This is a genomic window from Mucilaginibacter robiniae (genome assembly GCF_012849215.1).
Classification (GTDB): Bacteria; Bacteroidota; Bacteroidia; order Sphingobacteriales; family Sphingobacteriaceae; genus Mucilaginibacter; species Mucilaginibacter robiniae.
This window is the reverse complement of sequence record NZ_CP051682.1, coordinates 1,931,575-1,956,232: the sequence shown is the minus strand read 5'-3', so window position 1 is coordinate 1,956,232 and position 24,658 is coordinate 1,931,575. Positions and strand designations below refer to the sequence as shown.

Below are 24,658 nucleotides of genomic sequence, written 5' to 3'. Positions count from 1 at the left end.
TTTTGGGGTTTTAAAATGACGCAATGAATGACGCAATAGAATTATGAGTTTAAATGCGAGTTTTAGTAGAGTAGAGAAACAAAAAAGGCCTTAAATCAACGATTTAAGGCCTTTTTGCTGTTTTTGATAACATATTTGGCGGAATGGACGGGACTCGAACCCGCGACCCCATGCGTGACAGGCATGTATTCTAACCAGCTGAACTACCACTCCTCCGTTTCGGTGTGCAAATATAAAAAGGAAGTTCAGACCTCCAAAATTTTTTTAAAAAAAAGTTTAAGCTACGGTTCCCTCTTTTAATTTCTCCGCATTCTCTGCAAATTGCAGGGACTCCATAATCTCCTGTAAATCACCATTCATAACGCCTGGTAGGTTATAGACCGTTAAACCAATGCGGTGTTCGGTAACTCGACCTTGCGGATAGTTGTAGGTACGTACTTTAGCTGAACGGTCGCCGGTAGATACCATAGTCTTACGTTTTTTGGCGGTTTCTTCGTTCCGTTTTTGTAATTCCATCTCGTAAATACGGGAGCGAAGTACTTGTAAAGCCTTGTCGTAATTTTTTAATTGCGATTTTTCATCCTGGCACTGGGCTACAATACCGGTCGGGATGTGGGTTAAACGCACAGCCGAATAGGTGGTGTTTACCGACTGACCACCCGGACCAGATGCACAGAATAAATCTTTACGAATATCGTTGGCGTGTACTTCAATATCAAACTCATCTGCTTCGGGCAGTACCACTACAGAAGCTGCTGAGGTATGCACACGGCCCTGAGTTTCGGTATCGGGTACGCGCTGTACGCGGTGTACGCCTGATTCATATTTGAAGGTACCATAAGCATCATCGGCCAGAATATTGAACACGACCTCTTTGTAGCCGCCGGATGTGCCTTCGGTATAATCTACCAGCTCGGTACGCCAGCCGTTCTTTTCGCAATAGCGCATGTACATGCGGTATATATCGCCGGCAAATAGGGCTGCTTCGTCGCCACCAGTACCACCACGGATTTCTACAATGGCGTGTTTGGCATCTTCCGGATCTTTCGGAATCAGCATCAGGCGAATCTGCTCTTCTTTGGCTTCTTGTTGTTCCAGCAAGCCATCCAGCTCTAGTTTGGCCATCTCACGAAATTCTTCATCTTTCTCGGTAGCCAGTATTTCGCGGTTGGTATCAATGTTACTCAATATGTTTTTGTACACATGATACTCTTCTGCAATAAGCGTTAAATCTTTGTACTCTTTGCTCAGTTGAGCAAAACGTTTCATATCGGCCATCGCATCCGGACTGCTCAGCTCGGTTTCAACAGCTTTCCAGCGATCAAAAATCGCTTCTAACTTATCTAACATAGTTCTTTTTTTCTCTCTTGAAAATCAATCCTAGTGCGTGTGGCACCCATAGTCCCGCTTTACACTGCAAGTTTTTTGCCCAGCACACCTGGCCCTTAGCAAAAAAGCTTTCCGTTGCAATCAGGTTTAGGTGGGTTGGGGCAGTGCAAAAACATACAAAAGTACGTAAATTTCAGCACATTCACTCTTAGGCAGATAGCGTAAACAGGTAAGCTTAAAGTAAAAACATCAGGCAGTAGGTGGCTCAAAGTACAGCAATTGTATCTGTCCGTTTTCCATGATTGCATAAGAGTTGCTGAAGATCCATTCGCCCAGGTTTACATAGCTGCTGCTATCACTCAGCGGAACCATCATGGGGATGTGCCGATGCCCGAAAACAAAATAATCGTAATGAGTAGTTTTCAGAGTTTCACGGGCAAAGCTCACCAACCATTCGTTTTCAAACAGCTTGCGCTCGCGGCCGGTTGCATTAGTTACCCGGCTATGCTGCGACCAGTTGTTGGCTATGCCTATACCCAAGTTAGGGTGTATGCGCTCAAACAACCACTGGCAAAACCGGCTTCTGAAAATCTTTTTCAAAAACTTGTATTTGGTATCGCCGGGGCCTAAACCATCGCCGTGGTGCAGGTACAGTTTTTTGCCTTGCCGTTCCAATATCAGCTCATCACTAATAATAGTGGCATTTAGTTCATTAACAAAGTAATCGAACATCCACATATCATGGTTACCCTTAAACAGGTACAGTTTAATACCGGCATCCACCAGTTCGGCCAGTTTACCCAGAAAGCGGATGTAACCTTTAGGTACTACGGTTTTATACTCGAACCAGAACTCAAATACATCCCCCATCAAAAACAGTTCGGCAGCATCGTGCTTAATGCTACCGAGCCAGCGTACAAAGCGGTCTTCACGCACACGACTGGAGGCATGGCCTAAAGCACCCAAGTGAATATCAGAAGCAAAATAAATTTTGTTACGGGTAACCATCTGTGTTCAAAAGTAAGTTTTTGAACCGAAGGGTAAAAGCAAAAAAGGCTAAATAGCAATAAGAGGGAAGAGGTTGCCCAACCTGAATGAACTCTCCGCTGCACCAACCCATACTATATATGGGCTTAATGCAGAGGAGAGTCAGATAACCGTTAGTTTAGAAGCCCGGGTTAGCTTTTATCTACCAGTGCCCAGTTGCTGGCGCTGTAACGGTCGCCAGTGTCGGGGTATTTGGCCAGTAAATCTTCAATCTGTTTGAAATCGTTGTCTGATAGGGTAACGTCTACACTGCCGGCGTTTTCTTCCAGGTATTTACGCCTTTTGGTGCCCGGAATCGGGATAATGTGTTCGCCTTGTGCCAATACCCAGGCTAAAGCCAGTTGTGATGGTGTGCAACCTTTTTGTTGTGCCAGTTCGGCAAAGCCGGCAGCCAGTTGGTTGTTGTTTTCCTGATGTGCCTCCTGGTAACGGGGCAGACTTTTCCGGAAATCACCTTCAGGTAAACTGTTCAGGTTTAAAGTATTGGTAACCAAGCCACGTGCCAGCGGACTAAACGGCACGAAGCTGATGCCTAACTCTTTGCAGAGCGGCAAAACATCATTTTCAGGATCGCGGGTGAGCAGCGAATACTCACTTTGTAGCGCGCTGATAGGATGTACCGCATGTGCTTTTTTGATAGAATTAGCTGAAGCTTCGGAAAGGCCCAGAAAACGTACTTTGCCCTCGGTAACCAGTTGAGCCATGGCACCTACCATTTCTTCTACCGGTACATTGGGGTCAATACGGTGAGCGTAGTACAGGTCAATCACATCCGTACCCAAACGTTTTAAGCTGGCTTCTACTGCGGTTTTCATGTAAGCCGGCGATCCGTTAAACACCATACCCGTACCGTTAGCGCCACCCGTAAAGCCAAACTTGGTAGCAATAAATATTTTATCACGGTTGGGTACCAGCACCTTCGAGATCAGTTCCTCATTTTTACCTTGCCCATATACATCGGCCGTATCCCAAAAGTTGATGCCTAAATCTAGCGCCCGGTGTAGGGTCGCGATAGATTCCTCATCGTTTGGTACGCCATAAGCATGGCTCATGCTCATACAACCCAAGCCGATGGCTGATAGCTGCACGCCAGTATTTCCTAAAATCCTGTATTTCATTAGTTCGTTAATTATTGAAAGTAATATTCTTTACCCTGCATCACACAGTTAAAGACAAATAAACTACAGCCGAATGATACAAGGGTTTGCATGATGTTTAACTAGGATTAAAAGATGACATTTTTATTTAACTTTTATGAAATATAATGTATCTAAAGCTATATAACTACCGTATACATACCCAGTTAGATGTAGAGTTTTATAGTTTTTACAGTTTCGTAGTTGTAGTTTAGAAAGCCCGCCTAGTCAGCGGGCTTTTCTATTTGAAAGAGAGTAAATGGAGTTGTAAAAAGCTTGTGTGGCTTTATAGCAAAAAGAACTTAGGAGCTACTTAAAATGCCTCAAACCCATAAAATCGATGTTATGGTGAGCATCAGCCTGGTAGTCTGTTTTTATACTTTCGCAAGTGTGTAGGGGTAGAAAATAGAGCTAGTTGTGCTTGCTATTTCATATATTCTGCTCTATTTTCATGCTGGCTTTCTCTTCATACCGATAATTATTAGCTGGGTATGGTACAATAAATGTTTGCTCTACTCTCACTGATTTTTTAAAATAGGGTATCCATATTGCTGCAACAATAGCTGATCGGAATATAGTACTGACAGCTTGATCGCTGTTGGTACCATTAACTTCGATGGCCATACTACAGTCTATAATAAAAAATACAACAGCGAAGATGTAAAGTCCGATAATTAGTTTAGGAAGGATATCGCGTCTCTTAAGTAGCAGTATAAAGCAAAAAGTGGCATAGCAAATAAGTAACACATTGCCTAATATTTCAAAAATAAATAAAGCTTTGTAACTGAAATCTTCTTTGGTTAGTTCGTGTAAGTTCCACTTATTTAAGTTAAAATAATCGTTTGTTATCAATGAGACTGATATAGATAAGGGTGTTAAAGCCAAACTTATAGCAACCCAGATTAGCCAGCCACCTATCGGCATAAATCCTGCACCTGGGGCAAAAACTATACCTTCCGTTTCAGTTCTATATACCCGAACAGCTATAAAGATTGCAGTTGCAACAACTGCAATTACGGTAATTAGCATCCAGTAGTTTAAACGGAAAGGTAATTCTGATGTATTAGGATTAAAATCAAAGGTGTAAGAAAGTTCATCATCAGTAATATGCTTTATATCGGATCTGTATTCAGCTAGTTGGTTGACAGGTATAAAATCTTTAAACGCATTATAATTATAGCTTAAAGAAAGTGTGTCACTTTCTGCTCGAGAAAAAGTTTCTAAGGCATAAGCATCTTTTTTAATACTGTAATGTGATGGATCTACATTCCAACCGTATGGTAAAACTACGCTTATGGTATAATCAATATCGCATGGATAGTTTAAAGCTATCGGTGTTTTAGCATTATTGGGTATAGAGGGCAATTGTGCATTTATATAATTTGCATAAAAAGATACAGTATATTTTCCTGTAGTAGTGTCTTGTTTAAAAAAGTCAGTTATCAAGTAGTGTTCAATCGTTGTTAGCTGATTTTTTTCTTCATCATCTATGACGGTGATAGAGTCCTTTGATTCTATTTTAGGATAAATTTTCACATAATAATCCAAATAGTTCTTTTCAGTTTCAGCCATGCTGCTTGAGGCTAATTTGTCCCTTATTTTATCTGCTTCATTTAGCGTATAAGTTGTCCTTACTTCTAGTGTAACTTTAGCCTTTTCATTAGGCACAGTATATCGTTCTTTACAAATTACTTTACCAGTTTTAGTAAGCGGAATAGTTGTTAAGTTACTATTGCCATCTTTTACAATTAATCCTTTTCCATAATTAGGGAAATAAAGATTAGTACCAGTGCCTCTTTGGTAAGCCATTGTTGCATCAGCCCAAACCTGTTTATTGTTTACAGTAGCTACAACTATTACATGGTCAAAAGCATTAGGTGAAGGAATAAATTCATCAATTTTAGATTTGATACTTGAATTAACCAGAACAATTTGTGAGTTTATACCACCAGCGTTTAAGATAGAAGCCAGCAGCAGAGATTTATCTTTACAATCGCCATAGCGCTGGCTATAAACTTTATCGGGGGTGTTAGCTAAATGGGAATACTGTCCCATTTCGATACCCATATATCTTACCTCATCCTGAACCATTCTAACAGCATTCCTGAAATACTTTTCTTTATCATTACCCGACTTGACTTTTAACTCTGCTATTTGCAAGGCTAGTTTCTTATTGAAGGTTTTTGAAATCGGGTTAATTTTTAAAGCCCAGTCTGTTACTTCCTTCCAACTACTATAATCACTTATTTGAATGTATCCAAATGGATTATACCAACCCGGCTCATTATCATAGTCCTGAGCTGCCGACACCTGAAAGCTCTCCCATGTATATGTTTTTAAGCCGTTTATATCTGATACAATAGCTTTAGGGACCAAGTTAAAAGATTTGAAATTTAGCTTTCTATTAGAAGATGCTATTATACACTTGTATTGATGAGCAATAGGTTGTGTGCTTTGAAAGTAAATCTCTTTAGCAAACTTGTTGTTAAAAATAGGATTTCTGCCAGTTATAGTATATGAGTACTCTATTCGATCGCCTTTCCTTATATCATCTAATATGCAGTAAGCTGAATAACTACCTTGGTAAATAAATTTAGATAGTTCCTTTTCGTTAGCAATGATTTTGAAAGCTCCTGCATTTAAACGATTTTCGGGTTTATTATTACGCCAAACGGTGATTTCATGAAAGTCTAGTCTTTCATAAGTAGGGTCAAAGTTGATAGAGATTTCAGAGCCATTCTGAATACCTGCTTCTGAAACAATTTCGCGAATACTATGCCGGTAATCAGCTTGTTTTTCTATTTGAATCTGCTCTTCTATGAGCTGAAAAAAGTAGCCATTTCCTACATCTCGTAGTGGTATTTTTTGCTGATAATCTTTGTAGGTAGTTAACCAAGCTGGTTTGGGTGATACATGCACAATGGGCTCAGCAGCAGTGATATTAGAGCAGCAAAAAGAAACTTGTAGCAGAACTAAAAATATAAGTGATAAGAAGAATGGTTTGGTTTGCATAATAGGCTTTTAATATATAAAATATACTTTAAGTCGTCCAAAATTTTACAAAATTATTCTTTCAGTTTGTTTATTAAAAATTATGCTTGCATTAACAATAGATAAAGGCGAGTATTATTAATAATTCCACGTGGATTTTAAAGTACAGTATAAAAAAGCAGTTAATCATCACCCCAAATCTACTCTTATACTAAATTCGTATCTTCTTGCGTTTTAACCAGTTGTAATTTATCCTGACACAATGCAGAAAACCGGCTGTTTATTAGCACTGGCTGCTATCATTTGCGGCCCCAGCTATGCACAACTTATGAATATCAAACCCGCTCCCTATCCGCAAACTAAAAAAGGCAACGTAACCGATACTTATTTCGATACCACCGTACCCGACCCATATCGCTGGTTGGAAGACGACCAAGCGGCTGATACCAAGGCTTGGGTGGTAGAAGAAAATAAGGTAACACAAGGCTACTTGTCGCAAATTCCTTACCGCGAAGCCATCCGCAAACGGCTGGAAACCTTGTGGAACTATGAAAAATACAGCGCTCCGTTTAAGCGGGGCAGCTATACCTACTTCTATAAAAACGACGGGCTGCAAAGCCAATCGGTATTGTACCGGCAACTGGAAGGTGGCTTGCCCGAAATATTTTTAGACCCCAATAAATTCTCGAAAGAGGGTACCACCTCATTATCACAAATTGCTTTTACCAAAGACGGCAGCTTAGCGGCTTACCAATTATCGGAAGGTGGTTCCGACTGGACAAAGGTGGTGGTAATGCGTGCTGCCGATAAAGCTACAGTAGGAGATACGCTGCTGGATGTGAAATTTTCGGGCTTGGCCTGGAAAGGCAACGAAGGTTTTTATTACAGCAGTTATGATAAGCCTAAAGAGGGCAGTCAGCTATCAGGACTTACACAGTACCACAAATTGTACTATCATAAACTGGGCACGCCGCAAAGCCAAGATCAGCTTATTTTTGGTGGCGAACAAACACCGCGCCGGTACGTAGGCGGTTACTTAACCGAAGATGAACGTTACCTGGTAATTACGGCTGCCAACTCGACCACCGGCAATGAATTATATATACAAGATTTAAGCAAGCCTGGTAGTGCTATTATCAATGTGGTAAATAACATGGATAACGTGCATGAGGTGGTAGATAATGTAGGCAGCAAACTGTACATTCATACCAATTTATATGCGCCCAATTATAAGCTAATTACGGTAGATGCGGATAATGCCAGTCCATCCCACTGGCACGACCTGATTTCGCAGACGCATAATGTGCTGGAGGTATCTACCGGCGGCGGCAAGCTGTTTGCCCAGTACCTGAAAGATGCCACGTCGTTTGTGCAACAGTACGATATGGATGGCCGCTTGGAGCATACCGTTGAGCTGCCAGGTGTAGGGACAGCTTCGGGCTTTAGCAGTAAAAAGGAAGAAAAGGAATTATATTATACGTTTACCTCGTACATCTATCCGCCTACTATTTTTAAGTACGATGTAGCTACGGGGCATTCGGTAGTTTACAAAAAGTCGGGCGTGCAGTTCAACCCTGATTTGTATGAATCGCACCAGGTTTTTTACAGCTCTAAAGATGGTAAGACCATCCCTATGATTATCACCTACAAAAAAGGTACGGTACTGAACGGCCATAACCCAACGCTGTTATATGCCTATGGGGGCTTTGGCGTAAGCCTGACACCCGCTTTCAGTACGTCCAATATCATCTTGTTGGAACAAGGTGGTATTTACGCCGTAGCTAATCTGCGGGGTGGGGGCGAGTACGGTGAAACCTGGCACAAGGCCGGTACCAAGCTGCGCAAACAAAATGTATTTGATGACTTTATTGCCGCTGCCGAATATTTGATTAAGCATAAATACACCATAAAGGAATATCTGGCTATTGCCGGTGGCTCGAACGGTGGCTTGCTGGTAGGAGCTACCATTACCCAGCAGCCTGATTTATGTAAAGTGGCTTTTCCGGCGGTAGGTGTGCTGGATATGCTGCGCTATAATCAGTTTACGGCCGGTGCAGGCTGGGCTTATGATTATGGCACGGCGCAAGATAGTCCTGAAATGTTTGCCTATCTGTACCATTACTCGCCATACCATGCCCTGAAACCAGCCAGTTACCCGGCTACGCTGGTTACCACAGCCGATCATGATGACCGGGTAGTGCCGGCACACTCCTTTAAGTTTGCCGCTCGTTTGCAGGAATACCAGCAAGGCCCTAACCCCACTCTCATCCGTATCGAAACCAATGCCGGGCATGGTGCCGGCCGTTCTACCGCTCAGATTATTGGTCAGGAGACTGATAAATGGGCGTTTATGTTTGCCAACATGGGTTTGGAGTGGAAGCCATAAAGTGTTATGGGGAGATATAGAGGATTACTAACATCCTGATAGCAGGATTTGAAAACTTAAAGATTGTTTACGATGAAAAAAATACGTCATATAGTTTTATTAAAGTTTAAAGAAGATTGTACACCTGAACAGGTGAAAAAGATAGAAGATGCTTTTATCAGCCTTCAATCCGCTATTCAAGAAATAGTTGATCTGGAATGGGGATTAAACAATAGCCCCGAAAACCTGAATGATGGTTTTACACATGGGTTTGTGCTTACCTTTAATACCGAAGCTGAACGGCAGACGTATCTGGTACATCCATCACATGTAGCTTTTACAGATTTGCTGAAAAATGCACTGGATAAGGTACTGGTGTTTGATTATAGTGCTTAATAACTTCTTTGTAAAGAGTTATCATGGAAGCTAAACCTTATCGCTGATTCAGGTAAACCTATATGAGGAGAGGCGATGTGCTATAAGCTTGTATCTAAAAAGTAAATCCACCGACTATTTTGAGCCAGTGGATTTAAATAAATCTATATTTTAATAGCTTACGGTTTGCTTTTTTACTAAACCGTACTGAAAAAACAATGTCACCACTGCCAATGGTTTGTCAGTGTTACAGGGTGTTACAGGTGTTACACACTGAAACATGTAACACCTGTAACACTTTTTATAATTAATAACCTCTTCCGTGTCCGCGACGGTTATTGTCTTTAGGATAGCCTGGGCCACGCTGCATTACATGACCATTGCCATGCCAGTGGTTACGGTATTTGGCATCGCGGCTATCACGAATAATTTGCTGATCATGATGCCCTCTGTAATTGGCATATCTATTACGGTAATTAGCAGCATTATTCCAAGGGTTAGGCTCATTTACAACTACCTTATAGCTGCGGTATAAATCGTAATTGCGGTAGCGGCTGGGCAAACTGGTAGCATGTATCCAACGGTTACCTTGCAGGTACACAAACTGATGGGTAGGTACATCATAGTAGGTATCAATATCGGGCATGTAGTAATAGTTTGCCCTATCATAACCTACTGGTCCCCAATCGGGCTGGCTGCCAATGTTAATGCCTAAGTTTACACGTACTTGTGCATTAGCTTGCTGGTGAAATATCAGGCTGCTCATGAATAAGGCAGCCATTAAAATAATCTTTTTCATAGTAGTGAAATTTAGTAGTATGACAATTAAAAGTATCCAAAGGTTTAATTGCTCTAATGGATAGCCAGTATCTTATAGTAGTTCAGGCTGGTTAAAGAAGGCGCTATTAAACTATAAAAGCTACCATATAGCAGCTTTTATAGTTTAATTGTTGTAGACAATTATGGGTGTCTGTCGCCGTGGCCGTGGTCTCCATGTTGGCCGTTTCCACCTTGGCCATTACCGCGGTTTCCACCTTGGTTATTGCCATTGTTCTGGCTGTTGCCACGGTTTCCGCCCTGGCCATTATTCCAATTGCCATTTTGGCCATTACCACGATTGTTACCCTGGCCACGATCGAAGTTGCCGTTGCCTTGTCCGTTGTTGCCCCGGTTGTAACCGCCTCGGTTGTTTTGGTCGAAACCTCGTCCGTTGCTATAACCATTGCCCATTTGGCCATGGTGCCCATTACCGAAGCTATTACCGCGGCCACGTCCGTTATTGCCAGCCCAATGGTTGCGGTACCGCGCATCATGGCTATCACGAATTAAGCCTTGGTCATGACGGCCTCTAAAGCTGGCATAGCGGCTACGGTACACATTAGCGTGTGTCCAAGGGGTACGGTCGTTAATTACAACTTTGTAGCCATTGTATAAGTCATAATTGCTGTACCGGGAAGGTAAATCATAAGCATTAATCCACTGTCCGCCATTAAAATATACAAACTGATGGGTATTTACATCATAGTAAGTGTCAATATCAGGCATGTAATAGTAGTTTGCTTGATTGTACCCTACAGGGCCCCAGTCAGGCTGATTGCCTATATTTATACCTACACTGAAATTTATTTGCGCATTGGCCGCTTGGCTAAAAGCTAAACTGCTTAAAGCTATGGTTGCGGCTATTATTACTTTTTTCATAGTATCAGAATTTGGTAGTATGACAACCAGAATACCCCAATAGTTTAATTTATTTATGTATTGCTTTTATTACAGGGCTTGTTGAAAGCAAAAAAGCCCTGCAAGTAATTCTCTCAGGAGACTTGCAGGGCTTTTCAGTATAAAGAAATTAAAATGCTTTAGTGCTTATCGTCGGGTTTGATAGCAGCTAAAGTAGTTTGGGGTTTGCCAATTACTTTATAGCTACCCTCGCCTTTTAATATAGCAACCAGTTGAGGTTTATCCTGCATGGTTTTAATAGCTTGCGCCAACTCTTTATCGTATTTGAAATTGGTTTCATACCGGCCTTTGTCAAAGTAGTAACGGTCGGCAATTTCATTTTCCAGTATTTGCTTAATTTCAGGTTTGTACACCTGCAAATCATTCTTTTTATTGCTGGCTAGTTTGTTTTTCAGGGCCTCTATTTCGGGTTGCAGTTCGTTGTACTGCTTGTCTTTAGTAGCCTCGGCTTTTAAAGCAGTCAGTATCTTTTCGCTGGCGGTGCTGTAGGTGTAATTTTTACCGTTCAGATATTTTACAAAATCATCATACTCTGCATCCGTTAAAGCAAAAGCTCGGGGCGAATTAATTTTAGGATGATCGTTGCGATACATAGTAGCATAATCAAAAATGTACAGCTTGCTTACCAGGGTTTGGGTAATGTCAGCAAAATGTTCTGGTTTGATATATACATCAGGGTACACGCCGCTACCATCATAAACCGAACGGCCGTTTTTGGTTTTATACTCATGCAATGATGAATCGGCCATTTTTACCACGCTGCCATCATCCTTACGGTGGGCATAATCTAACGCCTGTACGCATCTGCCTGATGGGATAAAGTATTTGGCGATAGTAATTTTAACCAAACTGTTATATGGCAGGTTAAAGGTTTGCTGTACCAGCCCTTTACCATAGCTACGCTGACCAATAATAATAGCCCGGTCTAAATCTTGCAGTGAGCCAGCTACAATTTCGGAAGCAGACGCGGAGTGATTATTCACCAGAACTACCAGCGGCAGGTTCGGCTCCATCGGGTTACTTACCGTATTATAAGCAAAGTTCTTTTCTTTGATTTTGCCTTTTTGTGATACTACTTCTACATCCTTCGGTACAAACAGGTTTACAATCTTCACCGCTTCCTGCAAAATACCGCCACCGTTTGAGCGCAGATCTAGAATAATACCATTAGGGTTATTCTTCTTTAGGTTGGTTAAGGCAGTGGTAACTTCTTCGGCCGAGTTTTCCAGAAACTTGTCTAACTTAATGTAGCCCATATTGCCATCAACCATACCGTAGTAAGTTACATTGGGCTGCTTGATTTCTTCCCGAATCAGGTTCTTTTCAACTGCCGGAGCATCGCCTCTTTTTACCAGCAGTTTGATGCCGGCACCTTTGCTACCTTTCAGCAATTGGCTTACCTGATCGCTGTTGCGGCTGGTAAGCTCAATATCATTAATTTTCACCAATTGGTCGCCGGCACGTATATCTGCTTTTTGCGCTGGGAAACCTTCAAACACATCCGAGATATATACCTTGCCCTCACGCGCAAATATACTGGCGCCAATGCCACCATACTGGGTGCTTACATAATGTAAGCGGTATTCTTCAATTTCAGATTCGGGCACGAATTCGGTATAAGGGTCCAGTCCGTTCAGCATGGCATCTACGCCTGTTTTTACCAGTTTGGCCGAATTAATATCGTCCACATAGTTCATATTTACTTCCTTGTAAACCGAAGCAAACACATCCAAATTTTTGGATATCTGGAATAAATCATCACTAAAACTCCATAAGGTTGTAGCCAACATTACGGCTCCTGCTGCCCATCCTGCTTTCCGGTAAATGCTTTTTAATGCCATGCGTATATCGCTATAAAACTTAAAGTTACAAAAAAGCCCTTCTGTTTTTAATTGAAGAGCTAATATTTTACAGCCTTTGTTTATTAATAGTTGATTAACGCTTTTTGCAGCGTAAATGTTACACCGCAAGGCGTAAGCTCGCCAAATCCTTGCAGCATGATAAAAGCTATAATTACCGGCTATCTGCCCTCTGAAAATGGCAGTTGGCATGTGTTTCATATTTTATTACAGGTAATGGTTAAACCATTATTTACCAAGCTGATCTTAACAGCTCAACTTTATCTTAATGTCTGTTAACATGAAAAAAATTGTATTAAGTATTGCGTTCTTAATAGTTGCTGTTGTTGGTGCCCAAGCTCAGGTAAGTTTTGGCGTTAAAGGCGGCGTTAACTTTTCAAAAATCACGACGGATGATGTCAAGAAGTCATCCGTTGCCGGCTATCAGGCCGGTGTGTTTGCCCGCATTGGTAATGGCTGGTATTTACAACCCGAACTTTACTTAGGTAGCCGGGGTGGTAAGTTCGAGTATCAAGCCAATAGCAGTACCACAGTTACAGCAACCGATAAAGTAACCTTTACCACCCTGAATGTGCCTTTGTTATTAGGTAGAAAATTCGGCTTGAAAAATGCAAACGTACGTATCATGGCTGGCTTGATTTACTCTTACAATTTAAGCACCAATAAGAATTTTGCCTACAATGCCAGCGATGCCTATGCCGATTTTGGAGAGTACAACAACAGCACCTTAGGCTATCAGGCAGGTGCCGGGGTTGATATTGGCCATATTACGGCCGATTTACGGTATGAAGGTGGACTTTCATACATCAATTCAAATTATGGGCAACGCGCCAATTTGATAGCATTAAGTGTTGGGTTTAAGATATTCTAAAAATGAATTTATAGCAGAAAAGCGGAAAGCCGTTCATTTGCATTAGCAAAACGGTCTTCCGCTTTTTTGTTTAGTAAAAACAAGTTAAATATTAACTTACCTGTGTGCTATTTGCAGTGTTTAGCCAGATAGTTATCAGCCAGGTTGCTGCCGGTGTTATGAATAAAGTTCCAATCTTTGCAAGCCCCTTCGGTATCGCCTTGCTTCAGTTTTTCTTTAGCCTGCTCTAAAACATCATTCAGCAACTCATCATTAATGCCCAGTTGTTCTTTAAGGGCGATAATTTGACTTTCTTTATTTAAGTCGGCAGTACCTTTGTATTTGTTGATGTAATAGTTGGTTACAGCATTTTCCAGTTCCTGGCGGTTGCGGTAAGCTACAATAGCAGCATCCATGTTTAATGGTCTGTTGTTATTTGCATTGCATCGGGCATAATCGGGAGTAAAACGGATGGGCAAAATAATGCGGGTTCCGCCTTTATACCCGGCTGGTACATCCCATTTGCCTGAAGTAAGTTTAATTACCCGAACCGCTTCTTCGTCCAGGTCAATACCCGGCCCTTGCTCGGCCCTTACATCCGAAACTTTACCGTTTTCACCAACTGAAAAGCCCACTCGTATTACAGCGGCTATACAGTTTTGTCTTGAAAATTCCGGGTACATGAGGTGGCTGGCAATAAAACTATCAAAAGCAGCACTGCCACCTTTAAAAGCAGGCTGGCTTTGGGCAGTTACCCTTAAAGTAGCACCGGTTAGCAATAATATAATGAAGTATTTCAGCATCTTATCAGTTTAATTATAAAACGCTAACAGCTAAATCAGATTATAGTTGCTCCTGAAAACTGTAAAATAACATCAGGATCAGGAATGTTTTGCCGATAAATTTGCTCTTCCGAGTAGCGGCTTACACCGGGGTAATCGCCTGCATGGCCCTGCATATCAAACATGAGTTGAAAGTGCAGGTGTGGTGGCCAGTTGCCATTCTCGTTCATGTTACCTAAATGGGCTATACACTGACCTACGTTAATAGATTGACCAACCGTTAAATTTTGAATACTCTCTTGGCTAAGATGTCCGTATAAACTATATAGAGGCATTCCATCTAAATCATGTTCCAGAATGATAGTAGGCCCGTAATCACCAAAGTGATCATTGTTTTGAAAGCTATGTATTTTACCATACAAAGGAGCATAAACCGGAGTACTGGCTGGTCCCCATATATCTACACCCAGGTGCAAACGGCGTGGCTCATGCCCATCTGTATTAAAAAGCTCGCTACGAGCATATAAGGTGCGGTGTTCCATGTAGCCACCAATACCGTACCGGCAGCCACTTTTAGCCAACTCAGCATCTACCCAACTGCTAAACTTAACCGTGTCGGCAATATCATCAGGTGTTAAAGAAGTATTCGCTGCTGTAAAATCAAAAGAGAGCAGGCAGTCTGCACTTTTATCAAATTCAACTACCTGCACTACTCTATCGGTGTGGCGGCTTATATAAGCTGCTAGTTGCTGATGCTTATTCATTTAATACTGTCCAGCTTAACTATTCTTCATCCTTTTGCCGGTCTTCCTTGCTGATTTTATCAAAAATCTTGTCCATGCGTTCTACATACTCGTTAGTATCATCCACAAAAAATTCAAGTTGCGGAATAACCCTTACTTGGTCTTTAATGCGAGCGCCCAATTTGTAACGAATTTCGGAAGCGTGCGATTTAACAGTTTGCAAAGATTGCTGCGTATTAGCGGTATTAAAAAAGCTTAAAAAAACGCGGGCAATAGCCAAATCTGGCGTTACCCGTACTTTAGTAATAGTAACCAGCGTGTTGGGTAAAAAGCTCATCCCTTCGCGCTGAAATATAGCTGCCAGATCTTGTTGCAATACTCCGGCAAATTTTTGTTGACGTTTTGATTCCATGAGATAGTAATTAAAAAATTTAAGGCTTGAAGTTGAAGGTGCAGGTTAGAAAATAAAGGTAAAAATGCCGGTTTAGTTTGTATCAAGTTAAAATCCGTACAATTTAGGTCCTGATACAACTAAGCTTTTTACTTTACAGGCTAACTCTAATTACAGATATCCTGCGGGATTTCCTGCGTAATTTTAAGGAGTTTCTTTACAATAAGGGTACTGTCATAATCAGAACCAATACCTTCGCTGCCTGATCGTATTTTTTCTCCTTCTACTTCAATATAAACTGGTTCGTAAGGCTTTTCAAAGTTCAGCTGCGAATATTTAAGTTCCAGTTGGGCTGAACTGTCCACTACCCAATATTCGTGCGTGTCATCGCAGTTTTTGAAAGATTTAATTTCGGGGCCATAGCTGTACAAGCCTTTATAAACTTTTAAAGGTTTGTTGCCATTACGGTTACATGAACAGCAGGCCACTATACATACACCTAAAAAAAATAAACCGAGCCTCAACTGCATATTACAAAATTATAATTCTTGTTTAATTTCGTCTAACCCTTTTACACTTAGCCTAGCGCTGATGCCTGATGCAATCACGGCAATTACAGTTACTGTTAAAAACACCAGTGCAAAGTCACTTGCCTTTAGAGCAATAGGGTAGGCATCAATCACCATTAATTGTCCGCCCATTTTAACCAACCCGAACTGTTGCTGTAAAACACAAAATATCAGTCCCAACAACATGCCAATAATACAGCCAACCATAGAAATCATCATCCCTTCAAAAAAGAAGATGCCTTGTATGAGCGATTTACCTGCCCCTAAGCTGGTTAAAATAGCAATATCTTTGCGCTTATCCATTACCAGCATAGTTAACGAACCTATGATGTTGAATATGGCAATAATCAGCACAAAAGTAAGAATCATGAAAGTAAACCAACGTTCATAATTTAAGGTTTTGTATAGCTCTGTGTTTTGCTGATACCGGTTTTTTACTACAAAATTGCTGCCTAAATGCTGTGCTATTTCTTTTTGCTTGGTGAGCGTTCGGGTACGGCGTTTATAATTAAGTTCGATAGCTGATACATTTTGAGGCTCATCGAGCAGCTGGCGGGTAAAAGTAATAGGCGTAATAACCAGATCATCAAAATCCTGCTGAACGGAAAATACACCAGCCGGAAAAATAGAGCGTACCACAAATTCATCGGCCGGGTTTATAGAACTAACCACATTGCGCCTGGGCGAGTACACCTGCAATACCGATAGCGGGTCATGAACATTGACCGACAGGCTATTTTGTACGGTAGCGCCAATTACGGCACAGGGTTGCCCATTAAGGTTCAGAGTAAATGAGCCGTTTTGAATGGTGCTATCCAGTTGCTTATTCTTTAAAAAATCAGCACTTACACCTTTTATGGTACCAATAAACTGGCGGTCACCATAACGGATCAGGGCTTTTTCCTGTAATACTTCGGTATAGGAAAATAAAGCATCATCCTTTCGGATGATGCTAAAGTAAGGTGCATTAGGGTTAAATGTTTTTCCTTTAGCCGGTTCTATCCTGATTTCGGGCGTAAAGTTATTGTACAGCGATAAAATTACTTTTTCAAGCCCGTTAAATGCCGACAAGATAACCAGCAATGCAGCGCTGCCTACCAGCACACCCAGCATGGATATACCGGATATGATATTGATGGCATGCGTTTTTTTGCGTGAAAACAAGTAACGCCGAGCTATGAAAATAGAAGTATTCATTTCTGGATTATATCAACTGCCGGTAACTGGTTGCAAGTATCGGTATAATAATATAAGTTAATTAATATTTGCTATATGGCCACTAATTACGGGCAACCGGCCATTGATATAAACCTAAAAGAACGGATTATGTTGTTTTTCATAACCAATGGTTGTATCAGGGCCATGGCCAGGATAAACACGGCAGGTATCGGGTAGCGTAAATAGCTTTTCTTCAATATTTTGAAGGAGTTGGTTGTGGTTACCGCCGGGTAAATCAGTACGGCCAATGCTCCCTCTGAACAGCACATCGCCGCCCACCAGCAGATTATCGGCCACATCATAAAAGCAAAGATGAGCAGGTGAGTGGCCTGGTGCAAAAATTAACTGCAAAGTAGTTTCACCAAATTGAATATTTCCGGTTTCAGGCAAATACGTGTCGGGTAAAGGCGATAGTTCATAACGCAACCCGGTTTGCTGCGCCCATACTGGTACGGCTTGCAACACGATGAGTTCTCCCTCATGAAATTGTGGTTTCAAACCGTATTGATCGAACACAAACTTATTACCTAGTACATGATCAATGTGGCAATGCGTATTCAGCAGCAATACAGGTTTCAGGTTGTTGTTTTTGATGAAATTAACTACTGCATTCTGCTCGGCTGCAGTGTACATACCCGGGTCGATAATCGCACATTCGCCGGTTGTATCAAACAGCAAGTAGGTATTTTCCTGATAAGGATTGTTCGGGAATACTTGTATCGTAGCCATAGCCAAAAGTAAGGCTTTGCTGTGGTATTACTTGCTGTTTAACGTTATAGTTGTGTCAGGGTAAGGTTGATTTATCAAGGATACGTTTGCCTTTTGCCATCAAAAATTTAAAACTCTAAGGTGGTTCTCAGCAATGCAGATACAATTTTGCCTTGTGTTTCAAACACCGATGTAAAACGCCCTGTACCAGTACCGGCAAAGAGATTAACCTGCTTATTGGTAGGATCAATAATAAAATATTCTTTTACACCGGTTTTGGCATAAAGCTCTTTTTTGTTTACTACATCATTAAGCCGATTACCAGATAGAATTTCAATAATGATATCAGGTGCACCATAAATACCTTTATCGCGGATGATAGATTGGTTATCATGAAGTACCACCAGCAAATCAGGTTGAACTACTGATTGTTCTTCTTCGAAATAGACATCAACCGGAGCTGCCAGTACAATACCTTCGTTGCTGCTATTTAGTAAGTTAAATAATAATGCTGTAAGCTTAACTGCTATAGTTTGATGTAGTATAGAAGGTGCTGGCGACATGGTTAAAACATTATACAGTACTTCGCATCGGGTACCTTCAGGTAACAGTTTGTATATTTCAAGTGCGTTGGTTGGAATATTCAATGTGCGCATAAGCTGTACTTTATGCCAAGATATTAATTATTGTCTGCTTAACAAAGTAAATAGCCTTCAGCTCTTAATACTGAGCAGGTATGACTGTCAATTCTTCCACCGGAAGCTTTTGATTAGTTTATTTACATCCTGTTTGACAAAATCCAGTACGGGCTGTATAGAATCTAAGCGGGGCTGCGTGTTAAAGTACAAAGCTCCGCGAATGTAATGTTTGGTACTATCTGTTAAAAAGAACTGGGCTGAGGAGGCTGCATTACCCTCAATGGTATAGTAAATACCATAAACCTTACGGTCAGGGTAATGAATAATACCTTCATCTATTGATGTAGCTTTTACCGTGTGCTTGAAAGCAAAGGTATGCGCATCTTCTACCAGCTCGTTAAACTCTTTTTTAGAAAGTATAGGCTCGTAGCTCAGGTGCAAGGTGCCATTAAATTGCGGTAGTTGCAGGTTAATCCAGCAGGGTTTGGCATTGCGGGCTTTATCGGGTTCAATTACCGCATAGGTAGGGTAAACAAAGGTGTACGGGCAACTACCAGTGTACTGCTGGTAAGCTCGTTCAGGAAAATTAATACGGAAATACCCCCGTGGCTTAGGTGCATAATCAGGCTGACTGTGGCAAGCCGAAAATAGCAGCACCATCAGGCATAGCCAGCCCGTTAGTTTTAGGGGTGCTTTGCTTTGGAGTTCCATATTTCCCATGATTTTTCGGCTTGTAAAATCAGCATTTCATGCCCGTTTTTTGTGGCGGCACCCATTTCCCGTCCTTTGCGTAAAAAAGCGGTTTCTTCCGGGTTGTAAATTAAATCGTATAGTAAATGATCGCTATTGATGTACTCATAAGGGATAGGCGGATATGCTTCTATATCTGGCGACATGCCTACCGGTGTGGTATTAATAATTAGCGTATGCTCTTCTATATCCTGTGGTGTTAGTTGCTCAAATAAAGTACTCGTTTCAAAAGCTTTGCGAGTAACAATTTTATAGGGGATACTCATATCTGATAACACATATTTAACTGCACGGGCAGCTCCGCCATCACCTAATATTAGTGCCTGTTCATGATGTGATTTGAGCAAAGGTTTCAACGACATTTCAAATCCATAGGCATCGGTGTTAAAGCCTTCTAACCTGAAATCATGTCCGGCCAGCCCTACCTCGCCTGAAAAGGCAGCTAATACAGGGCTTTCGGATGATATACGGATGCAGTTAACGGCACCTATGCCTTTAGCATACTCGCTCATCCAATCCATCTCTTCCAAAATATCAATTTTATAAGGTACGGTTACATTCAATCCGCATAAATCCGGGTTCTGGTGCAACAAGTCCTGAAAATCCTGAACGCTTTGTAAGGGATATAACTTATATTCCGCATCTGTAATGCCTTCTTTTGCAAACTTTTCTTCAAAATAGCGTTGAGAAAAAGAATGTGAAAGCGGATAACCGATAAGCCCGTATTTTTTCATGTTCTAATCAGCAAGTTTACTTGATCTGTTAACAGGCAAAGCTAACTATTGATTGCATAAATTAAAGGCAAAGTAGAGGAGTTGGTCATAAAAAAAGCTGTTGCTTTATTTGGGGCAACAGCTTTTTTTATGAGGTGGAACCGCTAATGATGCATGTACCTGTTGATAATGTCCATAATGATTTTGTTTTTCTGCAACTGAGGCAGATAATCAAACAAAATATAATGTTTATCCGGGTCGGAAGTTAAGGCCAGTTCCAGATTGCTCAAGGCTTCGTTATAATCACCTTTGGCAAACAGGTAAGCTACCATGCGGTAGTATAACTCAGCCGCTTCTGGGTTATTCTTAATCGCTTCTGAAATTACCTCTATGGCATCCGTTAGCCGGTCTTGCTCGTACAATATGGATGAGTAATCTAGCCAGGCATCTACATCCAACGGGTTTAGCTCTACTACTTTATCATAGGCTTGTTCCGCTTCGGGCAAGTGGCCTAGTTTATATTCGGCATCGGCAATAGCAAACCAATAATCCGCATTGGCCGCATCCAAGTCCAGCGCTTTTTTGTAAAAGTGTAATGCCTCAAAATAGCGTTCTTCAAAATCAAGCGTTACGCCAATACCAAACCAGGCGTCTGCCAAGCGTGAATCCATGCGCACTGCTTTTTTATAAAACGAGCGGGCTTCATCCATTTGTTCCAGCTTCTCGTAACATTCACCTATAGCGCAGTAAGTATCAGCATTTGGTTGCTCATACTCGAAAGTTTGGCGATATACCTCAATAGCTTCGGCGTATTTTTCTAGATTAACCAGTGCATTACCCTTGTTAAAATAGGCTGATGCAAAACTGTCTTTAATCAATATGGCGTAATCATAAGCATCAATAGCTTTTTCAAACAGCCCTAGCTTGGTATATGCATTACCCAGATTGTACCAGGCAGCATAGCTGTAAGGTTCATTGTCAATATATTGCTGGTAAAACTGTATGCTTTCCTGCTGGTTATCGATCACATCATAGCAAAATGCCAGTTCATACAAGGCATCCTGGTTTTCCATGTTCTGCTCCAAGCATTGCTTTAAGTACTGAATGGCCTGGTCGTAATCGCCCATGTTTTGGTAAACGTAGGCCATGTGCAACAGAATATCATCAGTTTCTTCAGCCATGCCCAGCGCTTTCTCATAGTTTTCCAGCGCTTCGGTATAACGGTCCATACTCTCGTACAGGTTACCCCGAATAATGTATATATCAGCGTCTGAAGCTTCCAATAAGGATGCTTTATCCAACGCAGCAAAGGCCTCACTAACCCGGTTGGTTACTACCAGTAACTGAGCCTGTTTTATTAAAAATACCGCGGCAAAGGGGTGCTGATTTCGGGCATACTCTACTACCTGCAAGGCTTTTACCGGATCATTTTTTTCAATGTAATAATCAATAATGTTTTCAAATGCGTGGGCATCAAAAAAGTACTGATCATGATTACGGATCATCTCCTCGTAACGTTCAACTGAAAACCTGGGGTCTTCAGTAAAACCAAAATCATATTCTTCTTCCATTTAATCATTTTTACAGCGTCAGCTACAATATACAAAAAAATGATTATATTTCAAAGCTGTGGCCTGGATTTATAATTATAGTATTAAGGCTGCAAGCTGCAAATAAGTTTTTAACATACCACCAATGTGGATAATTTAATGGTAACTGATTGATAATGAATAAGGCATTTATTAGTGTAATATAAATGTCAAAAATACTATGATAAGGTGCTGTAAGTTTAAGTTCGTTAAGCATGAATAGGAGTTGATTAACAGCTAAGGTTATCCATTCAACTCCCGAATAAAATACCCGCTTTTCTAAGTTGTTTGGCAACTATTCAGGGGTTGTTGCGTTATATAACGTCTGGCTTTGTCTTTATAGCCAATTAATGTTGATATGAATATTCCTGTAAAATACTGGCTGGGCTGCATGGTAAGCGGTCTTTTGTTAAATTATACCGTTGTTCAGGCGCAAACGCCTACTACAACAACTCCTCCAGCCGAATTACCCCGCAACTGGCACACGCTCGATTTGAAAGCTGATGGCTACTTTGGTATCAGCCTGAATAAAGCTTACCAAGCTTTGCAAGGTAAGAAAAGCAAAACAGTAGTGGTAGCTACTATTGATAGCGGTATTGATACCTTGCAAAAAGATTTGCAAAGCATTTTATGGGTAAACCCTAAAGAAATTGCGGGTAACGGTAAAGATGACGACCATAATGGTTATGTAGATGATATACATGGCTGGAACTTTTTAGGCGGCCCAGGTGGTAAATGCGATTTCAACGAAACTACCGAAGAGGTACGTGAGTACAATCGCTTGAAAGGCCAGTACGAAGGTATCCCGGCAGCAACGGCCCGTCAGAAAAAGGGTTACGCTTACTGGCAGAGAGTAAAAGCTGTGCATGATTCTACCCTGAACAAGTCATCGGCCGAGTTAAAGCAATTATCAGGTGTGATGAATGTATTAATGGTAACTAGTGGCTACATTAAAAACGCTTTGCACCTGCCAGCTAACGGTTCATTTACCGCAGCCGATCTAAGTAAATTAACTTCGGCTAATGATACCGTAACACAAAGTAAAGGGGTCTGGTCTATGCTGTTTCAGGAAGAAGGTTCTACTTCTACCAATGTAAAAGTGCTGAATGATTTAAGCGAGTATCTGACCAAAATCAACAACGATGTAAACCCTGATCTGGAAGCCCGCCACCGTATTGTAGGCGACGACCCGAACGTACAAGATGGTAAACCTTATGGTAGTCCGTTGTTAAAGTTTGAAGACGCTTCGCATGGTACCGGAGTGGCTGGCCTGATTGGTGCCGTGCATGGCAACGGGTATGGTATTGATGGGGTGGCTGATAATATTCGACTGATTGCGATTAAGGCGGTGCCTAATGGTGATGAGTATGATAAGGATATTGCCAATGCTATTCGTTACGCAGTGGATAATGGCGCTAAAGTGGTAAACATGAGCTTTGGCAAAAAGATATCGCCGCACAAAGCTTGGGTAGATGCTGCTTTTAAATATGCTGCTGCACATGATGTGCTGCTGGTACAAGCTGCTGGTAACGATAACCAGGACGTTGACCTGAAACCTGAATATCCAAATGATATGTTTGAAGATGGCTCCGCTAAAGATGCACCGAACGTAATTAGCGTAGGCGCTTCGGCTGCTAAATTGGACGATAGCCTGGCAGGTTCATTTTCGAACTATGGTAAAAAGAATGTGGATGTTTTTGCACCTGGCGTGAAAGTAACTTCGGTAGATAAAGATGCGGAATTTAATACCGCTGATGGTACCAGCTTTGCTTCGCCGATTACAGCGGGGGTGGCTGCATTACTGCTGGAGTATTATCCGGATTTAAGTGCCCGTCAGTTAAAACAAATCCTGATACAGTCGGCTAAGCCTTTAACCGGCACCATGGTGCTGAAACCGGGCAGTAAAACCGAAAAAGTAGATTTCAGTACTTTAAGCAAATCAGGCGGTATTGTAAACGCTTACGAAGCTGTGCAAATAGCCGCTACCATGAAAGGTGAACGCAAATAAGCTTTGAGAAATAACATAAAGTGAAAAAAGCGGGTTTAATGCCCGCTTTTTTATTAGTTGCTTTCTGCTGTTACAGGTGTTACATGTTACAGGGTGTAACACCTGTAACACTGACAAACGGTTGGCAGTGGTGACATTGTTTCGTCAGTAGCTGAATTTGAATCTTTGCTATTTATAAAAGCTAGTAGTCACACGCCGTTGTCTGTGTCCTCACAGGCAACAATATTTCATTGACTATAGTAAATTATCTATAAGTAAGTTGTCTGTGAGGACACAGACAATGGCGAAAGAATTGGGAGTTTAGAACAGCGCTTATACATTTTAGTAGCTGAATATTTCTGTTTTATAAAGTAACATCATCAGTGCCAAATTTCTCAAATACTTGTTTAATGCCTGACTGTTTAAGTTGAATAGCTAATATTTCTATTTTAATAGCCGTCCAACCATTTTCATCAGGTGTAAGGTCAAATAAAGGATGTTCCTCATAAAATACCGTTAACACATTACCTGTATTAGAGGAAGAAAAGCCTTGCCTTCTTGTCGCGATAGGTCTGTTTTTATAAATAAAATCTATCTTACCGAGCTCAAAACTGTATTGCTTTGGGCCTAAATAAAGGTTTTGTTTGGTTATATGTATTAACTGGTTGTCTATTGAAACGGTACTGATTTTGTAATGCCAAGGTTTTAATGCAATTAAAAGTACGTTAAAGCCTAATAAATAAAATATGGCCTCAGGCCCGGTGCTAATTATAAGAACAACATCAGCAAACAGCATTAACCCTAATAAACAGTAACGTAAAGTGCTGCTACCATCATTTTCGTATGCTTCATATTTTTCCATTTTTACAGAATATAAATGC

General features: G+C 41.2%; 22 protein-coding genes and 1 tRNA gene. 4 read left to right on the top strand and 19 right to left on the bottom strand.

What is annotated here, in order from left to right:
• Positions 1-136 precede the first annotated feature (136 nt).
• The 5 genes from HH214_RS08590 to HH214_RS08570 form a co-directional block, all read right to left on the bottom strand.
• Positions 137-213, bottom strand: a tRNA-Asp gene (locus HH214_RS08590).
• A gap of 63 nt (positions 214-276) precedes the next feature.
• Entirely contained in the window at positions 277-1,350 is a 1,074-nt protein-coding gene (gene prfA / locus HH214_RS08585) for a peptide chain release factor 1 (protein WP_169606933.1), read from the bottom strand.
• Positions 1,351-1,578: 228 nt separating this feature from the next.
• Positions 1,579-2,337 carry a UDP-2,3-diacylglucosamine diphosphatase gene (locus HH214_RS08580; RefSeq protein WP_169606932.1) on the bottom strand — a complete coding sequence of 253 codons (759 nt, stop codon included), beginning with the start codon at positions 2,335-2,337 and terminating at the stop codon, positions 1,579-1,581.
• Between the two features lie 170 nt (positions 2,338-2,507).
• Complete coding sequence (locus tag HH214_RS08575; RefSeq protein ID WP_169606931.1) at positions 2,508-3,494, bottom strand: aldo/keto reductase; 987 nt, start codon at positions 3,492-3,494, stop codon at positions 2,508-2,510.
• 447 nt (positions 3,495-3,941) lie between these two features.
• Entirely contained in the window at positions 3,942-6,524 is a 2,583-nt protein-coding gene (locus HH214_RS08570) for a DUF3857 domain-containing protein (RefSeq protein WP_169606930.1), read from the bottom strand.
• Between the two features lie 307 nt (positions 6,525-6,831).
• Between HH214_RS08570 and HH214_RS08565 the strand changes: the two genes are divergently transcribed.
• Positions 6,832-8,889 carry a prolyl oligopeptidase family serine peptidase gene (locus HH214_RS08565; protein ID WP_390622383.1) on the top strand — a complete coding sequence of 686 codons (2,058 nt, stop codon included), beginning with the start codon at positions 6,832-6,834 and terminating at the stop codon, positions 8,887-8,889.
• A 72-nt stretch (positions 8,890-8,961) separates the two neighbouring features.
• Positions 8,962-9,264, top strand: a complete 303-nt coding sequence (locus HH214_RS08560) for a Dabb family protein (protein ID WP_169606928.1) — start codon at positions 8,962-8,964, stop codon at positions 9,262-9,264.
• A 286-nt stretch (positions 9,265-9,550) separates the two neighbouring features.
• On the opposite strand, the gene HH214_RS08555 is transcribed toward HH214_RS08560, so the two are convergent.
• The 3 genes from HH214_RS08555 to HH214_RS08545 form a co-directional block, all read right to left on the bottom strand.
• Positions 9,551-10,042: a hypothetical protein gene (locus HH214_RS08555; protein ID WP_169606927.1), complete on the bottom strand. Its 492-nt coding sequence runs from the start codon at positions 10,040-10,042 to the stop codon at positions 9,551-9,553.
• Between the two features lie 161 nt (positions 10,043-10,203).
• Positions 10,204-10,941 (bottom strand): hypothetical protein, encoded by a 738-nt coding sequence (locus HH214_RS08550; protein ID WP_169606926.1) that lies wholly within the window; start codon positions 10,939-10,941, stop codon positions 10,204-10,206.
• 158 nt (positions 10,942-11,099) lie between these two features.
• A complete protein-coding gene (locus HH214_RS08545) occupies positions 11,100-12,821 on the bottom strand; it encodes a S41 family peptidase (RefSeq protein WP_169606925.1) in 1,722 nt (573 codons plus the stop codon).
• 298 nt (positions 12,822-13,119) lie between these two features.
• Between HH214_RS08545 and HH214_RS08540 the strand changes: the two genes are divergently transcribed.
• Positions 13,120-13,710, top strand: coding sequence for a porin family protein (locus HH214_RS08540; protein WP_169606924.1), 591 nt, complete (start codon positions 13,120-13,122; stop codon positions 13,708-13,710).
• Between the two features lie 107 nt (positions 13,711-13,817).
• Here the strand turns inward: HH214_RS08540 and HH214_RS08535 are convergent, their stop codons facing one another.
• The 10 genes from HH214_RS08535 to HH214_RS08490 all read right to left on the bottom strand — a co-directional run bounded on the left by HH214_RS08535 (position 13,818) and on the right by HH214_RS08490 (position 21,772).
• Entirely contained in the window at positions 13,818-14,492 is a 675-nt protein-coding gene (locus HH214_RS08535) for a TonB family protein (RefSeq protein ID WP_169606923.1), read from the bottom strand.
• Positions 14,493-14,527: 35 nt separating this feature from the next.
• A complete protein-coding gene (locus tag HH214_RS08530) occupies positions 14,528-15,235 on the bottom strand; it encodes a peptidoglycan DD-metalloendopeptidase family protein (RefSeq protein ID WP_169606922.1) in 708 nt (235 codons plus the stop codon).
• Between the two features lie 19 nt (positions 15,236-15,254).
• Positions 15,255-15,626, bottom strand: a complete 372-nt coding sequence (gene rbfA / locus HH214_RS08525; RefSeq protein ID WP_169606921.1) for a 30S ribosome-binding factor RbfA — start codon at positions 15,624-15,626, stop codon at positions 15,255-15,257.
• Between the two features lie 146 nt (positions 15,627-15,772).
• A complete protein-coding gene (locus HH214_RS08520) occupies positions 15,773-16,135 on the bottom strand; it encodes a hypothetical protein (protein WP_169606920.1) in 363 nt (120 codons plus the stop codon).
• A gap of 9 nt (positions 16,136-16,144) precedes the next feature.
• Complete coding sequence (locus HH214_RS08515; RefSeq protein WP_169606919.1) at positions 16,145-17,371, bottom strand: FtsX-like permease family protein; 1,227 nt, start codon at positions 17,369-17,371, stop codon at positions 16,145-16,147.
• A gap of 114 nt (positions 17,372-17,485) precedes the next feature.
• A complete protein-coding gene (locus tag HH214_RS08510) occupies positions 17,486-18,121 on the bottom strand; it encodes an MBL fold metallo-hydrolase (RefSeq protein WP_169606918.1) in 636 nt (211 codons plus the stop codon).
• Positions 18,122-18,228: 107 nt separating this feature from the next.
• On the bottom strand, positions 18,229-18,756 hold the full coding sequence (locus tag HH214_RS08505; RefSeq protein ID WP_169606917.1) for a Uma2 family endonuclease: 528 nt from the start codon (positions 18,754-18,756) through the stop codon (positions 18,229-18,231).
• 87 nt (positions 18,757-18,843) lie between these two features.
• On the bottom strand, positions 18,844-19,449 hold the full coding sequence (gene gldD, locus HH214_RS08500) for a gliding motility lipoprotein GldD (RefSeq protein WP_169611088.1): 606 nt from the start codon (positions 19,447-19,449) through the stop codon (positions 18,844-18,846).
• Positions 19,422-20,222 (bottom strand): shikimate dehydrogenase family protein, encoded by an 801-nt coding sequence (locus tag HH214_RS08495; RefSeq protein WP_169606916.1) that lies wholly within the window; start codon positions 20,220-20,222, stop codon positions 19,422-19,424. Before HH214_RS08495 ends, gldD begins: the two co-directional genes overlap by 28 nt.
• Positions 20,223-20,365: 143 nt before the next feature.
• A complete protein-coding gene (locus tag HH214_RS08490) occupies positions 20,366-21,772 on the bottom strand; it encodes a tetratricopeptide repeat protein (protein ID WP_169606915.1) in 1,407 nt (468 codons plus the stop codon).
• A gap of 376 nt (positions 21,773-22,148) precedes the next feature.
• Between HH214_RS08490 and HH214_RS08485 the strand changes: the two genes are divergently transcribed.
• Positions 22,149-23,798 carry a S8 family serine peptidase gene (locus HH214_RS08485; RefSeq protein WP_169606914.1) on the top strand — a complete coding sequence of 550 codons (1,650 nt, stop codon included), beginning with the start codon at positions 22,149-22,151 and terminating at the stop codon, positions 23,796-23,798.
• A 343-nt stretch (positions 23,799-24,141) separates the two neighbouring features.
• Here HH214_RS08485 and HH214_RS08480 read toward each other — a convergent pair whose 3' ends face one another.
• Entirely contained in the window at positions 24,142-24,639 is a 498-nt protein-coding gene (locus tag HH214_RS08480; RefSeq protein ID WP_169606913.1) for a hypothetical protein, read from the bottom strand.
• Between the last annotated feature and the right edge of the window lie 19 nt (positions 24,640-24,658).

What these genes read in the sequence shown, in the direction of transcription:
- prfA (WP_169606933.1), bottom strand. Translation starts at nt 1,350, where the DNA reads ATGTTAGATAAGTTAGAAGCGATTTTTGATCGCTGGAAAGCTGTTGAA.
- HH214_RS08580 (WP_169606932.1), bottom strand. Translation starts at nt 2,337, where the DNA reads ATGGTTACCCGTAACAAAATTTATTTTGCTTCTGATATTCACTTGGGT.
- HH214_RS08575 (WP_169606931.1), bottom strand. Translation starts at nt 3,494, where the DNA reads ATGAAATACAGGATTTTAGGAAATACTGGCGTGCAGCTATCAGCCATC.
- HH214_RS08570 (WP_169606930.1), bottom strand. Translation starts at nt 6,524, where the DNA reads ATGCAAACCAAACCATTCTTCTTATCACTTATATTTTTAGTTCTGCTA.
- HH214_RS08565 (WP_390622383.1), top strand. Translation starts at nt 6,832, where the DNA reads ATGAATATCAAACCCGCTCCCTATCCGCAAACTAAAAAAGGCAACGTA.
- HH214_RS08560 (WP_169606928.1), top strand. Translation starts at nt 8,962, where the DNA reads ATGAAAAAAATACGTCATATAGTTTTATTAAAGTTTAAAGAAGATTGT.
- HH214_RS08555 (WP_169606927.1), bottom strand. Translation starts at nt 10,042, where the DNA reads ATGAAAAAGATTATTTTAATGGCTGCCTTATTCATGAGCAGCCTGATA.
- HH214_RS08550 (WP_169606926.1), bottom strand. Translation starts at nt 10,941, where the DNA reads ATGAAAAAAGTAATAATAGCCGCAACCATAGCTTTAAGCAGTTTAGCT.
- HH214_RS08545 (WP_169606925.1), bottom strand. Translation starts at nt 12,821, where the DNA reads ATGGCATTAAAAAGCATTTACCGGAAAGCAGGATGGGCAGCAGGAGCC.
- HH214_RS08540 (WP_169606924.1), top strand. Translation starts at nt 13,120, where the DNA reads ATGAAAAAAATTGTATTAAGTATTGCGTTCTTAATAGTTGCTGTTGTT.
- HH214_RS08535 (WP_169606923.1), bottom strand. Translation starts at nt 14,492, where the DNA reads ATGCTGAAATACTTCATTATATTATTGCTAACCGGTGCTACTTTAAGG.
- HH214_RS08530 (WP_169606922.1), bottom strand. Translation starts at nt 15,235, where the DNA reads ATGAATAAGCATCAGCAACTAGCAGCTTATATAAGCCGCCACACCGAT.
- rbfA (WP_169606921.1), bottom strand. Translation starts at nt 15,626, where the DNA reads ATGGAATCAAAACGTCAACAAAAATTTGCCGGAGTATTGCAACAAGAT.
- HH214_RS08520 (WP_169606920.1), bottom strand. Translation starts at nt 16,135, where the DNA reads ATGCAGTTGAGGCTCGGTTTATTTTTTTTAGGTGTATGTATAGTGGCC.
- HH214_RS08515 (WP_169606919.1), bottom strand. Translation starts at nt 17,371, where the DNA reads ATGAATACTTCTATTTTCATAGCTCGGCGTTACTTGTTTTCACGCAAA.
- HH214_RS08510 (WP_169606918.1), bottom strand. Translation starts at nt 18,121, where the DNA reads ATGGCTACGATACAAGTATTCCCGAACAATCCTTATCAGGAAAATACC.
- HH214_RS08505 (WP_169606917.1), bottom strand. Translation starts at nt 18,756, where the DNA reads ATGCGCACATTGAATATTCCAACCAACGCACTTGAAATATACAAACTG.
- gldD (WP_169611088.1), bottom strand. Translation starts at nt 19,449, where the DNA reads ATGGAACTCCAAAGCAAAGCACCCCTAAAACTAACGGGCTGGCTATGC.
- HH214_RS08495 (WP_169606916.1), bottom strand. Translation starts at nt 20,222, where the DNA reads ATGAAAAAATACGGGCTTATCGGTTATCCGCTTTCACATTCTTTTTCT.
- HH214_RS08490 (WP_169606915.1), bottom strand. Translation starts at nt 21,772, where the DNA reads ATGGAAGAAGAATATGATTTTGGTTTTACTGAAGACCCCAGGTTTTCA.
- HH214_RS08485 (WP_169606914.1), top strand. Translation starts at nt 22,149, where the DNA reads ATGAATATTCCTGTAAAATACTGGCTGGGCTGCATGGTAAGCGGTCTT.
- HH214_RS08480 (WP_169606913.1), bottom strand. Translation starts at nt 24,639, where the DNA reads ATGGAAAAATATGAAGCATACGAAAATGATGGTAGCAGCACTTTACGT.